The following is a 14,195-nucleotide window of genomic DNA, read 5'->3' on the forward strand; positions in this document are numbered from 1 at the left end:
AATTTTGTTTAAAAACATACTATACGCTATCAGCAAATGCCTATTTCGAATTGGATTCAAACTGACACTATTATCCATCATATCGAAAAATGGTTAAAAAGGAAATGGCTGCTTCTTATTTTGACTATGTGAAACGCCATCATTTGAAAAATTTTATTAATGAAGGAGAGCTCCTAATGAAACAAACTTTTCAATTAAAAAGAAGGTTCGATGAAAAGTCTACCATTCAATTGCCGGCATCGTATCTCCAAGAACATTCATTAACTGCGAACACTTCAATTGAATTGTCATTTGGAAGCAAAACCGTACGTTGTCAAATCACACAACATAATGATTGTGATCAGACTGTCTTCCTCTCAGATCTTCTGTGGAAACAGTTAAAGTTTCCATTTGAAACGTCTATTCATCTTTTTTACCAGAATGGATGCTTATTAATTGGTCCGCTGATTGGAATTTTTACAGCCGGATTTACATCTTCTAAACAGTTTCCATTGGGCCAAAGAACTTCACAGTACGCAAAAATATTGCAATCACAAGAAGAAATAGGAGGCTTTTATTTTGTATTCGGCCATCACCTTATCGATTGGGAAAATGGAGAGATTAACGGGTACTTCTTAAACGATGGTTCTTGGACTTTATTAACCGTTCCATTTCCAAATGTTATTTATAATCGTATCCCTAACCGGCGAACTGAAAATTTAGCAACGATCCAAACAACAAAAAAGAAATTTGAAACAGAATATGCGATCCCATATTTTAACCCTAACTTTTTTAACAAGCAGGAAATTCACGAGAAATTATCTAGAGATGACACCGTTCTACCCTTTTTGCCTGAAAGTTTAGTCAAACCAAGTTCTCATGAGCTTAAAGCATTACTAAGTAAGTATAAGCATTTGTATCTTAAGCCAATTGAAGGCAGTCACGGTGATGAAATTAAACAAATCATTAAACTTCCGGAAGAACCTTATTTTTACTGCCGTTACCATGATGAAGATCAAATACGCTTACGAAGGTACTCGAACTTAACGCGTCTTCTACAACATGAATATCCTAACGGTTTAGAAGATGTCATTGTCCAGCAGGGGATTCATCTATTAAAGCTGGGTAAACAACCGATGGACTTTCGTATTCATACCAATAAAAATATAAACGGTCGCTGGGAAATCACCGCGATCGCTGCAAAGAAAGCTGGTTGGCAAAGTGTAACGACACACATTCACCGTGGAGGCGAAGTTATTTCAGTAGATGACCTTGTCCACGATGGACTTCTTTCAAAGAAAAGAGTGAGCCAACTAAAACAGGCTGCGCTCACATTAAGTCACGCACTCGATCATCAATTAGAAGGTTGTATAGGTGAAATTGGATTTGATTTAGGAATTGACGAGAATGGAGATATTTGGCTCTTTGAAGCTAACTCAAAGCCTGGACGATTGATTTTCGAACAAGGAAAACTTAAAAGGGAAGATATCATTTCTAGAGAACTTCCTCTAGAGTATGCCATTTATCTGAGTAAGAGAGCCTTTGAATCCCCCCATCAGTTTATTAATCAGTTGATTACCTAATGTTCGCTTAAAAAGGCTTATCCTAGCTTTCTTTTTTTCAATGCGCTAAAATGAAGGTTGTATGCAGAAAAGAAAGGGGAAGAAGCCAGTGATTTCACACTTTCAATGGAAAGAACTTCGTAATAACCTTGTCCGTCAAGAGTGGGAGTTTTCTTTTTTCTATAAAGGAGAACATTTTCTTGGGGTTTATTATAAAGATGGTTCGATTAGCTGGTCAGAACCAGCCCCAAATGAGGAAGAAAGAAAGCAGTTAGAACTCCAAGTTCATGACCTTTTTCTCTATCATGTGTATGAAGAACACTAAAACCATTACGACTAACTCATATGTAAAGCATTTAAGGAACTGGGCACCATCGCGTGTTCACTCCCTTTCACCTTGCCTTACTGCCATGAGTTAGTCTTTTTTTGTTATTACTTTAAGCTGTAGAAGGATGAATAACGATTGAATAAATGTCAAAAGTTAATGGGGAAGGAGGGATTTACATTGGATAAAGACCAAAATAAAGATACATTTGAGAATGCTAATGAAGACCGTGCAAATTTCTTTATGGATGTTGACCGAATGATAAACGAAGGACTCGGGGGCGGAACTGTCAGTTACGAAAATAACTCTGGCATTATAGAAGAAGCACGAGACCTAGTCGAAGAGGACCCGCCAAACCACACGGAAGGCGAAATAAAGTAGAAGGGGCGATTGCCCTTTCTTTTTTTGATACAATAATGAATGAGGTAATAAAAGACCTCATTTAACGTCTACAAACCATAAGATTCTATAAGGAGAAACATATGATTAATGAACTCGAACGCCGATTTGGGGCTTCTTTTTACTTGAATTATCATTCATCGTTACCGAACACGATAAAGTGGTATACAACTCCTGCGGGTGAAACGTTTGGAATTGATACAACTTCTGTTGACGATCAAGAAATTACTTTACTCGATATTATTTTAGAGAAAACAGAAATTCAACCGATTCAATTAAATGAAAGAGAACAACAGTGGCTAAATTATTTATCACATGCCGATGAAAAAGAACCTATCTTTCAAACAGATCACTTTCGATTTATTCATTTTTCTACTAGTCACGAAATTGAAAACACCGCTGAGCTCAATGAAATTTTTTTACATAGTTTTTCTGATCATCAAATTATAATTATATGGAAAAATAATCAAGATGGACTGATTATAGAATTCTTTAATGATTTACCGATTGAAACGGATGATTTTGAAGAACTAAGTGCAGCCTTAACTGCTGACTTTTTTATAAATGTTCACTTTTTTGTAGGAACTAAATTGTCAAATATTACAACAGCACGCCAGCAATACAATTGGGAAGAAAAATGTTTCACTGTGATGAAAAATCATTCTCCCTCACAGCACGTTACATACTATCATCAGGCAACTCCTTATTTACTTCTAGAACATGTGCCCATGGAAGCACTTCAAAAGATATCGAGCCACTTAATTAAAGAAGTAAACCTAGATAAAGAACTAATCAAAACCATTCAAGTGTATTTTAAAAATAATCTAAACACGACATTAGCTGCCAAAGAATTATTTATGCATCGAAACACTTTACAATATCGAATTGATAAATTTATTGAAAAAACAGGGATTGATATTAAGCATTTTGACCAAGCCGTGTCTGTTTATATCGCGCTTATGATTTACCAAACTCTCTAATAGTGCACTATGCACAAAGGGAGTTTTTTTTTTTGTTCACCGTGCCAATTGTTAGTTGCAATGTAAGTGTTTACAATAAGGCTATGAAAACAATCAGGAGGTAATGAAATGGCTGATATTAAATTAAATCATGTTTATAAAATTTATGATGGTGATGTAACTGCAGTTACTGACTTTAACTTAGATATTAAAGATAAAGAATTTATCGTATTTGTTGGACCATCAGGTTGTGGTAAATCAACAACTCTTAGAATGATTGCAGGACTTGAAGATATCTCAAAAGGTGATCTTTTCATTGGCGAAAGGCGTGTGAATGATGTCGCTCCAAAAGATCGTGATATCGCAATGGTATTCCAAAACTATGCATTATATCCTCATATGAATGTTTATGATAATATGGCTTTTGGTCTAAAACTTCGAAAGTTTAAAAAAGAAGAAATCGACCGTCGTGTAAAAGATGCAGCTAAAATTCTTGGCTTAGAAGAAATGCTCGATCGTAAACCGAAAGCAATGTCAGGTGGTCAGCGTCAACGTGTTGCACTTGGACGAGCTATCGTTCGTGATCCACAAGTTTTCTTAATGGACGAACCGTTATCTAACTTAGATGCCAAGCTTCGTGTACAAATGCGTGCTGAAATAACAAAACTTCACCACCGTCTGCAAACAACTACAATTTACGTTACACACGATCAAACAGAAGCAATGACGATGGCTACTCGTATTGTTATTATGAAAGATGGACTTATTCAGCAAGTAGGTACACCTAAAGACGTTTATGATAACCCTGAAAATGTGTTTGTTGGTGGATTTATTGGATCGCCGGCAATGAACTTCCTTAACGGACGTATTGAAGGTGAGTTTTTCAAATTAAACAACGTATCAGTACGTATTCCTCAAGGTAAATTAAAAACATTAAAAGAGAAAGGCTTTGCTGAAAAGGAGATAATTCTTGGGGTCCGCCCTGAAGATATCCATGATGAACTTCTTTTCATCGAGTCTTCACCAGAAACAAAAGTAACAGCAAAAGTAGAAGTAGCTGAATTAACAGGTGCAGAGACTGTATTATATACAAAGATCGATGAGCAAGATGTTATAGCACGTGTTGACTCTCGCACGGATATTCAAAACGGACAAAATATCGATCTTGCATTCGATATGAACAAAGTTCACTTCTTTAACCCTGAAACAGAAGAACGCATTCGTTAATACATGCTGGAAAGGCCACCGACTTCAAAAAATCGGTGGCCTTTCCTATATATAAATTACGAGCTCTGACTTGAGTTATTTCATTTACATTTTACCTTCTACCACTCACCCACGAGCATGATTGAGTTAGTACCGCAATTTGGGCATGATAGAGTGTGTGGACATTGATTGTTTTGAAAATCATTTGAAATTGTATTTGACTTCTTCATATCATCAATTTCTAAATAAGCACTATAATCATCAAAGTAATCCATTAACCTTCCTTTGTCTTCCAGTGTACACCCACATCGATCACAAGCTGCTCTAATCATTTCAAATCCATTACATATTGGGCAAATGTGGTCCATATCATAAGCTCCTTAAGAGTCTATTTCGTCTTAAATTAAAGCGCAAACGCCCATCAGCTTAAAAATTAGTGATTTCCTGAAAAAGAAGAGATGGGTTACCCACCTCTTCTACGCCAAAACATTATTATTGTTGTTGATAACCACTCATTTGTTGTTCAGCCATTTGAACTAAACGCTTTGTGATTTCGCCACCTACTGAACCGTTAGCACGAGAAGTAGCATCAGGACCAAGTTGAACACCAAACTCTTGAGCAATCTCATACTTCATTTGGTCTAGTGCTTGTTGTACACCAGGTACTACTAATTGATTTGAGTTGTTGCTGCTGTTTGTTGGCATGTGTGTTCACCTCCTCTTTGTAAACCTAGTATGTTTCTTTTGGACAAGTCTATGTACATTTTCTAGTTAGAAATATTAGGTAATATAGTTTAAAGTAAAAAACATCGCATTGGTTGTTTTGACCGATGCGATGTTTTGCTAAATTAACACCCTATTGAGTTCCATTAGTTACTAAACCTTAGTTTAAAGTTTAGAATAATTTTTTACCAGATTAAGGGGATTTATGTTACCTTAAGCGTTTTTACCTAATTGATTAATTTCCGTAAGCGCCTGTGGATTTTCAAGCGATGACAGATCACCAGCATCTTTATTTAAGTAAGCAGCTTTGATTGCTCGACGCATGACTTTTGCATTTCTCGTTTTCGGTAAATCTTGTACGAAGTAAATCGCTTTAGGTTTTAACGCTTTCCCCATTTTCTCAGCTACGAGTTGAAGCAGTTCTTCTTTTAATTGTTCTACCTGTAAACCACTTTTATTGAGTACTGCAAAACAAACCGCAGCTTCTCCTTTTACATCGTCCGGTATACCGATTGTACCTGCTTCAACGACATTTGGGTGTTCAACTAAAATGGATTCGATTTCAGCTGGGCCCAGGCGTTTTCCGGCAACATTTAATATATCGTCTGATCTTCCAGTAATAGTCCAGAAACCATTTGAATCTTGAATGACCCAATCGCCGTGAACCCAAATGTTTTCCCAGCGGTTCCAATAGGCTTCTTCATACCGCTCTGGTTCATTCCAAAACCCTTTTGTCATTCCAACCCAAGGCTGCTTGATCACCAGCTCTCCAACTTGGTTCAAAACTGGATTTCCGTCTTCTTCAAAAACATCAACATCCATCCCAGGAAGAGGTGAATTAAATGTAATCGGTCCAATGGGACGCACTAACACATTTCCTAATATGCCACCGGAAATTTCTGTTCCTCCTGAGTAATTAAAAATGGGGATCCGCGATTGGCCTACTTTTTCAAATAACCATAACCACGGTTCTGGGTTCCACGGTTCACCAGTTGAAGCAATAACCCGGAGCATACTTAAATTATGTTTTTGGGGCCACTCTTCACCATGCTTCATCATCGAGCGAATAAGCGTTGGCGATATTCCTAAATGTGTCACTTGGTGTTTATCAACGACTTCCCATAACCGGTCTGGTTGTGGAAAATCAGGGGTTCCCTCATACAATAAAATCGTCGCCCCATTCATTAAACCACCAAACACTAAAAACGGCCCCATCATCCAACCCATGTCTGTAAACCAAAATAATGTGTCCCCTTTTTTTACATCCATTCCAATACCAGCATCAAACGCCGCTTTAATTGGAAATCCCGAATGTGTATGTACAGCACCTTTTGGGCGACCCGTAGTGCCTGACGTGTAAATTAACATTAAAGGGTCTGCACTATCCATTGAAAGTGTTTCATTTAATGGTTCCTCTTTTATTAATTGTTTCCAATCAACATCTCTTGAGTCATTCCAAGGAATATCTCGATCGAGTCTTCGAAATACAATGACCTTCTCAATCGATGGCGATTTTTCCACTGCGCGATCTGCCTCTTCTTTCATGGCAACCGGTCGGCCTCTTCGTAAAAATCCATCAGCCGTTACGATCATTTTTGCTTCTGCTGCATTTAAACGCGTTGCTACTGCATCGGTTCCATACCCTGAAAAAATTGGGGAATAAATCGCACCAATTTTAGCTGCTGCCATCATCGCGATAACCGTCTCCGGTACCATCGGCATATAAATAGCAATAATATCACCTTTTTTTAAACCATGTTGCTTAAAACCGTTTGCAACACGAGCAACAGCTTCCGATAATTGTGCATACGTATACGTTTGAACGATTCCATCTTCACTTTCCCAGACAATAGCCGTTGCGTTAGCTGTTTGTTCTTTTTCAGCCCACGTTTCAACTGTATTGTAAGCTGTATTTAACTTGCCTCCTACATACCACTTCGGCCACTTCACACCATCCTCAAGTGAAAGGGTTTCTTTATATGGCTCGTACCAATCTATATTTAAGACTTTTTCTGCTTCCTTCCAAAACCAAGCAATATCTTTTGTAGAGGCATTAAGAAACTCTTCATAATCAGTGTACCCGAGCTGTTTCATCCATCGATAAAGACGAGTCTGTTCAATCATTTCATCTGATGGCTTCCACGCTACTGTCATGCATAATCCCCCTTTTTACACTAAAATTTTCAACTCAAACTATTTTTGGCTTCATCACAAAAGCCAAGTGCCAGGCACCACCAACACAATAAATGGCATTGGTTTAAGCCAGGCACTTTTGAGTCCATTTTCCTTATCTTATACTGGATATACTGGATGCTTACGATGCGTAAATGCAACATACTTAGACATATAAGATTCAAAACGTTTCGACAATTCGTCACGTAATGAATTAGCAGGAACAATTCCGTCAATCACCATTTCAGAAGCTAATCGGTAAATATCTATATCTTCTTTATACTCTTCACGCTTTTGTGCCACAAAGTCAGGTCTTTCTTCTTCTGGAAGCTGAGCAATTTTATTCGCATACACAGCGTTTACTGCTGCTTCAGGTCCCATTACAGCGATTTGCGCGTTCGGAAGTGCTAAGCAACAATCTGGCTCAAACGCTGGACCAGCCATTGCATATAATCCGGCACCATACGCTTTTCTAACAATGATTGAAATTTTAGGTACTGTCGCTTCACTCATTGCAGAAATCATTTTTGCACCGTGGCGAATAATTCCAGCTCGCTCTACTTTCGTACCAATCATAAATCCTGGGATGTCAGCTAAGAATAGTAAAGGAATATTGTAAGCATCACATAAGTTAATAAACTTCGCCGCTTTATCCGCTGAATCGTGGAATAATACCCCACCTTTCATTCTCGGTTGATTTGCAATAATCCCAACAGGACGACCATCTATTCTAGCTAAGCCGGTAATTAACTCTTGAGCGAACAATTTCTTAATTTCAAAGAACGTTCCTTCATCTATAATTCGATTAATAAGATCGTGCATGTTGAACGGTGCATTTTGATTTTGAGGAATAACTTCTTCCAATGTTTTCTCAAAAGCTTTTGGTGCAACTGGTTCTTTAACAGGTGCATCTTCTCCATAGTTTGCTGGAAAATAAGATAAGTATTGTCTTGCCATTTCAATGGCATCTTGTTCAGTTTTGGCTAGAATATCACCACATCCGGAAACGGAGCAGTGCATTTTCGCTCCACCCATTTCTTCTAGTGTCACTTTTTCGCCAATAACCATTTCAGCCATACGTGGAGATCCTAAATACATCGAGGCATTTCCGTCAACCATAATTACAATATCGCAAAATGCTGGGATATATGCTCCACCAGCAGCAGATGGACCAAATAATAAACAGATTTGTGGAACGCGGCCAGACAGTTTTACTTGGTTATAAAAAATTCTCCCTGCCCCGCGGCGCCCTGGAAACATTTCAACTTGGTCAGTAATACGAGCTCCAGCTGAATCGACTAAATAAAGCATCGGTACATTTAGCTTCTCCGCTGTTTCTTGGATACGGATGATTTTTTCGACTGTTCTCGATCCCCATGATCCGGCTTTAATGGTTGAGTCATTTGCCATTACACAGACCGTCTCACCATTAATCTTCCCAATACCCGTAACTACCCCATCAGCTGGAAGTCCTTCAGCCGTGCAATTAGCAAAGAATCCATCTTCAATATTTAATCCGTCATCGAATAAAAGTTCAAGCCTTTCACGGACGAATAACTTCCCTTTTTCGGCGTTGCTTTGATGATATTTGTCCGCTCCGCCTTTTTTTATCGTTTCGATTCGATCCTGTAATTCTTTTTCAAATGACATGGTAGATCGCCTCCTTAAAATGTTTCTTTATTCACCAGTATAATTAGGTGTTCGCTTTTCTTTAAAAGCTGTTAACCCCTCTATTCGGTCCTTTGTCGGAATCGTTACTTCATATGCTTTTTGTTCAAGTGCTAACCCTGTTTGTAAATCAACTTCTAAGCCTTTATCAATGGCATACTTTGCTTGTTGCAAGGCAATTGGTCCATTTTTTGCGATTTGTGAAGTGATTTCACTCACTTTCTGATCCATACTCTCTAGAGGAACGACATATTCAACTAAGCCGATTTTCTCTGCTTCATACGCATCTACCCTTCGAGCGGTATAGATCAGTTCTTTAGCCTTTCCTTTTCCAATGAGCCTCGGAAGACGTTGTGTTCCACCAGCTCCTGGAATAATGGCTAATGACGTTTCAGTTAACCCCATTTTGATATGATCGGCTGCTATACGAATATCGCAAGCCAAAGCAAGTTCAAGTCCACCACCGAATGCACTTCCATTTAAAGCACAAATAACTGGCTGAGGAAGAGCTTCAATATCATTAATATTACCTCTAATCAGTGACACTGTTCGTTTCACTTGAATAGGGTCCATTCCCGCACGCTCTTTTAAGTCAGCACCTGCACAAAACACCTTTTCACCTGATGCTTTTATGACAACACAACGTACTTCAGGATTGTATTTCACCTCGTGTATTGCTTCGTGTAACTCGTATAACATTTGAAGGGATAGAGCATTAGCTGCTTCTGGACGATCAAGCGTAATATGTGCTACACCTGACTCGTCTATCGTCAACAATACTTTTTTATCCAATGTTAAATCCCCCTTACGATTAGGCTCTAGTTTGACAGCTTGCTTTTGCTACTTGTAAATTTCGACTAGGCAATGTTCTGCCTACCTTTTCTTCAATCCACTGTGCTGCTGCTATTAAAAGATCTTGATTTACACCCGTTTCAATTCTCATCTCATTTAACATATAAAGTAAATCTTCAGTAGCAACATTGCCTGATGCACCTGGAGCATACGGACAACCGCCTAGACCAGCTACAGCTGCGTCAAATTTCGTAATGCCCATGTCTAATGAAGCTAAGATATTAGCTAGCGCTGTACCTCTTGTATCGTGGAAGTGCATAGCAAGCTGATCGGCTGGGAATCTTGTTAGAAGTTCATCTAAAACACGTTGAACTTGTGCAGGGTTACCAACACCAATCGTATCCCCTAAAGATAACTCATCGATTCCCATATCAAACAAATGCTCAGACACTTTAATGACATCTTCGATTGAGATATTTTGTTCATAGGGACACCCGAAAACAGTAGACACATATCCTCTCGTCGTTTTACCATTTGCTTTTGCTTCTTGAACAACGGGCCTGAGCACCTTAAATGTATCGTCAATTGATTTATTTATATTTTTTTGATTATGTGTTTCACTTGCTGACATAAAGACAGAAACTTCATCGATATTAGCCTCTAAAGCACGTTGTAACCCTTTTTCATTAGGGACTAACGCTGCATAAGTGATGCCTGGTTTTCTTTTAATCTTTTTGGCTACATCGACAGCGTCAGCAAGTGCCGGGATCCACTTCGGATGAACAAAAGACGTTATTTCAATATACGAAAGTCCAGTATTAGACAACATATTAATCCATTCCACTTTATCTTCAGTTGAAATAAAAGATTTTTCGTTTTGCAGTCCATCCCGTGGTCCAACTTCCTTCAATAGAATGTTGTTAGGAAATTTCACGATTTCCCCCCTTAATTAGAAAGCACGATTGATTACCGAGAATGGCAATAATTAATGTCTTTCCTAAGACTCTACTCTTTAAAGTGATTGGAATTCTTTTAGTGAAAATAGATGTTCGACCTTAATAGTCGTTACTATTCAAGTACGATCAACACTTCACCCTCATCAACGAAATCGCCTTCTTCTTTTAATACTTCTTTTACTGTTCCACTCTCTTCTGCAGCAACAGGTATCTCCATTTTCATCGACTCTAGGATTGCAATGTCTTGCCCTTCTTCTACTTTATCTCCTACTTGAACTAATAGTTTCCAAAGGTTACCTGCCATATTTGTAATTACTTGACTCATCATAATTCCTCCTCGGATTATTTTTTAATTGGTTTATTTTGTAATTTTTCAGAAACAAAGTTTGTTGTCACATCTCCTACTATAAATGAAGGGTGCTCTACAACTTGCTGGAGCATCGGAATATTTGTTTTAATTCCTTCAACTACATAACTTTTTAATGCTTGTTGTAAGTACTCAATTGCTTCTTCGCGATCTTCACCTTTAACAATTAATTTAGCAATCATCGGATCATAAAATGGTGTAACAACTGAGTGCTCGCTCACTGCACATTCATTTCTGACAAATGGCTGCTCAGGCAACTGAAATACCGTAATTTTTCCTGGTGAAGGGAAAAATGTCTTTGGATCTTCCGCATATATGCGCACTTCGATCGCATGACCTTGCAACTGTACATCTTCCTGATTCATTTCTAGTAATTGTCCAGAAGCAATTTTAAGCTGTTGTTCAACAAGGTCTAAGCCTGTAATTTCTTCCGTTACCGGATGCTCAACTTGTAATCTCGTATTCATTTCAAGAAAGTAGAAATTTTTATTTTCATCTACTAAAAATTCAATTGTACCTGCATTTTCATAGCCAATGGCTTTTGCAGCACGTACGGCAGCTTCCCCCATATTTTTACGTGTTTCTTCATCTAGAAATGGAGAAGGTGCTTCTTCAACTACCTTTTGATGGCGTCTTTGAACCGAGCAATCTCTTTCCCACAAGTACAATGTGTTTCCAGATTGATCAGCTAATATTTGAATTTCAATATGCCGGGGGTTTTCAACGAATTTTTCAACATACATGGCGCCATCACCGAAGAAATCCGTTGCTCGTTTTTGATTTCCTTCGTAGGCTTTTTTTATTTCTTCATCACTTCTGACTACTTGCATGCCAATTCCGCCACCACCAGCAGAAGCTTTCAGCATAACCGGATATCCAATCTCATTTGCTATAAGAACAGCTTCATCGGCATCCGTCAGCGGTCTTGTAATTCCTGGTACAACAGGAACTCCCGCTTTCTCCATTGCTTTTCTAGCTTCAATTTTACTGCCCATATTAGCAATTACTTCTGGGGAAGGACCAATAAATGTAATTCCTTCTTCATGACACCTTTGGGCAAAACTACTATTCTCTGAAAGTAAGCCGTAGCCAGGGTGAATGGCATCCGCTCCAGTTTCTTTCGCCTTTTCAAGAATAATATCCATGTTTAAATAACTTTCATTAACTCTTGGTTTTCCAATTAAGTACGCTTCATCTGCATGTTTTACATGTAATGACTCAGCATCTGCTTCGGAATATACAGCTACAGTTTTAATTCCTAGACGTTGACATGTACGAATAATTCGTAATGCAATTTCTCCACGATTCGCTATTAACACTTTTTGAAACAATGGCTTCACCTCTTTAATATATTTGTTCTTGAAATAAAGTGGGATACTGAAGAACCTGTTTCGACAAGGTTCTTCAGTATTTGATAACGCTTACAAAAAGTTAGACTTCTGCCGACTCCGTTAAATTAAAACGATCCATTGCAATTTCCCGAAGTTTGAATTTTTGGATTTTTCCAGACGCAGTCATTGGATACTCTGAAATAAATTCGATATAGCGCGGAATTTTATGACGGGAGATTTTTCCTTTGCAATAGTTACGTATTTCGTCAGATGTAGCGGATTCTCCTTCTTTTAATACAATCCATGCCGAAACTTCTTCACCAAATTTTGGATCTGGTACACCTACAACTTGCACATCCAGTACTTTTGGATGTTGATATAAAAATTCTTCGATTTCTCGTGGATAAACATTTTCTCCACCACGGATAATCATATCTTTGAGACGTCCTGTAATACGGCAATATCCCTCTTCATCCATGACGGCTAAATCACCGGTATGGAGCCAACCGTCTTCGGATATTGCGGCAGAAGTTGCATCCGGATTTTTATAATACCCTTTCATCACATGGTAACCACGTGTACAAAGTTCACCTTGAACGCCTCGTGGAACTTCTTTTTCTGTACCCGGTTCAACAATTTTAACTTCTACATTTGGCAAGGCACGGCCAACGGTCTCAACTCGTCGCTCTAAAGAGTCATTTACACGCGTTTGTGTAATAACAGGAGAAGACTCCGTTTGACCATAAGCAATTGTAATTTCAGATGCTCCCATCCGCTCGATTACAGCTTTCATTACTTCAATTGGACAATTCGACCCTGCCATAATTCCTGTGCGTAACGAAGACAAATTGTAGTTTTCAAACTCTTTATCATTTAATTCGGCAATAAACATCGTTGGTACACCGTGTAATGCAGTACATTTTTCATCCTGAACGGCTTGAAGAACTTGCTTTGGATCAAATTCTTGAACGGGGATCATCGTTGCTCCAACCGTCACGCATGCCATCGTTCCTAGTACACATCCAAAACAATGGAAGAATGGAACAGGGATACACATCCGGTCACTTGCAGTTAAATTCATACATTCCGCAATATTAATTGCATTGTTGACTAGATTGTTATGGGTAAGCATTACTCCTTTTGGAAAACCGGTTGTACCAGAAGTATATTGCATATTGATCACATCATCAGGTTCAAGGGAACTCATCCGTTCATTTAATTCGGCATCTGTTACTTGGTCACCCATTTCAAGTAGATCTGCCCAAGTGTACATCCCAGGCTTACGCTCATCTCCTAGAAACACAACATTTTTTAAGTGTGGCAGTTTTTTCGACTGTAACTTTCCTGGTTCTGCTGTTTTTAGCTCGGGAATAATTTCATAGAGCATTTCTGTGTAAGAAGCACCGCGAAATTCGTCCATCAAAATGATAGTCGATGAGTCCGATTGTTTCAGTAAGTATTCAAGCTCGGCCGTACGGTAGTTTGTATTCACCGTCACTAATACGGCACCCATTTTACCTGTGGCAAATTGAGAAGTCAGCCACTCAGGCATGTTCGTGGACCATATGGCAACATGTTCACCGTGTTCAACCCCGAGCTTCATAAACCCTTTGGCAACTTGACGACATAATTCATCGAACTGTTGATACGTATAACGCAATCCTCGGTCAGGATATACGACAGCTTCATGATTCGGTTGGTTACTAGCTACCTCTTCTAGCAATCTACCAACCGTTACATTCATTAACTCCGCCAA

General features: G+C 38.6%; 14 protein-coding genes. 5 read left to right on the plus strand and 9 right to left on the minus strand.

All coding sequences use genetic code 11. The features are described 5' to 3' along the window. Positions 1-176 precede the first annotated feature (176 nt). From AC2VNP_RS06470 to AC2VNP_RS06490, 5 genes are all read left to right on the plus strand, one after another. A complete protein-coding gene (locus AC2VNP_RS06470) occupies positions 177-1,562 on the plus strand; it encodes a YheC/YheD family endospore coat-associated protein (RefSeq protein ID WP_486916552.1) in 1,386 nt (461 codons plus the stop codon). 61 nt (positions 1,563-1,623) lie between these two features. After that, positions 1,624-1,866 (plus strand): DUF5342 family protein, encoded by a 243-nt coding sequence (locus AC2VNP_RS06475; RefSeq protein WP_486916553.1) that lies wholly within the window; start codon positions 1,624-1,626, stop codon positions 1,864-1,866. A gap of 180 nt (positions 1,867-2,046) precedes the next feature. Continuing rightward, a complete protein-coding gene (locus tag AC2VNP_RS06480; protein WP_486916554.1) occupies positions 2,047-2,247 on the plus strand; it encodes a hypothetical protein in 201 nt (66 codons plus the stop codon). Between the two features lie 101 nt (positions 2,248-2,348). Then, positions 2,349-3,245, plus strand: a complete 897-nt coding sequence (locus AC2VNP_RS06485) for a PucR family transcriptional regulator (protein WP_486916555.1) — start codon at positions 2,349-2,351, stop codon at positions 3,243-3,245. 108 nt (positions 3,246-3,353) lie between these two features. Next, on the plus strand, positions 3,354-4,451 hold the full coding sequence (locus AC2VNP_RS06490; RefSeq protein ID WP_486916556.1) for an ABC transporter ATP-binding protein: 1,098 nt from the start codon (positions 3,354-3,356) through the stop codon (positions 4,449-4,451). Between the two features lie 98 nt (positions 4,452-4,549). Here the strand turns inward: AC2VNP_RS06490 and AC2VNP_RS06495 are convergent, their stop codons facing one another. From AC2VNP_RS06495 to AC2VNP_RS06535, 9 genes are all read right to left on the minus strand, one after another. Beyond that, a complete protein-coding gene (locus AC2VNP_RS06495; RefSeq protein ID WP_418198537.1) occupies positions 4,550-4,798 on the minus strand; it encodes a hypothetical protein in 249 nt (82 codons plus the stop codon). A 124-nt stretch (positions 4,799-4,922) separates the two neighbouring features. Next, complete coding sequence (locus AC2VNP_RS06500) at positions 4,923-5,135, minus strand: alpha/beta-type small acid-soluble spore protein (RefSeq protein ID WP_418198538.1); 213 nt, start codon at positions 5,133-5,135, stop codon at positions 4,923-4,925. A gap of 231 nt (positions 5,136-5,366) precedes the next feature. After that, positions 5,367-7,307 (minus strand): AMP-binding protein, encoded by a 1,941-nt coding sequence (locus tag AC2VNP_RS06505; protein ID WP_486916557.1) that lies wholly within the window; start codon positions 7,305-7,307, stop codon positions 5,367-5,369. Positions 7,308-7,445: 138 nt separating this feature from the next. Then, positions 7,446-8,975: an acyl-CoA carboxylase subunit beta gene (locus tag AC2VNP_RS06510; RefSeq protein WP_486916558.1), complete on the minus strand. Its 1,530-nt coding sequence runs from the start codon at positions 8,973-8,975 to the stop codon at positions 7,446-7,448. 27 nt (positions 8,976-9,002) lie between these two features. Further along, positions 9,003-9,785, minus strand: coding sequence for an enoyl-CoA hydratase (locus AC2VNP_RS06515; RefSeq protein ID WP_486916559.1), 783 nt, complete (start codon positions 9,783-9,785; stop codon positions 9,003-9,005). 19 nt (positions 9,786-9,804) lie between these two features. Further along, positions 9,805-10,719: a hydroxymethylglutaryl-CoA lyase gene (locus AC2VNP_RS06520; RefSeq protein WP_486916560.1), complete on the minus strand. Its 915-nt coding sequence runs from the start codon at positions 10,717-10,719 to the stop codon at positions 9,805-9,807. 134 nt (positions 10,720-10,853) lie between these two features. Beyond that, the gene (locus tag AC2VNP_RS06525; RefSeq protein WP_275119547.1) at positions 10,854-11,066 is read right to left on the minus strand and encodes an acetyl-CoA carboxylase biotin carboxyl carrier protein subunit; all 213 of its coding nucleotides are present in this window, start codon (positions 11,064-11,066) and stop codon (positions 10,854-10,856) included. 17 nt (positions 11,067-11,083) lie between these two features. Next, positions 11,084-12,439: an acetyl-CoA carboxylase biotin carboxylase subunit gene (gene accC, locus AC2VNP_RS06530; RefSeq protein WP_486916561.1), complete on the minus strand. Its 1,356-nt coding sequence runs from the start codon at positions 12,437-12,439 to the stop codon at positions 11,084-11,086. Between the two features lie 100 nt (positions 12,440-12,539). After that, positions 12,540-14,183, minus strand: a complete 1,644-nt coding sequence (locus AC2VNP_RS06535) for an AMP-binding protein (RefSeq protein WP_486916603.1) — start codon at positions 14,181-14,183, stop codon at positions 12,540-12,542. Positions 14,184-14,195 lie beyond the last annotated feature (12 nt).

Source organism: Alkalihalobacterium sp. TH-98, from assembly GCF_057473385.1.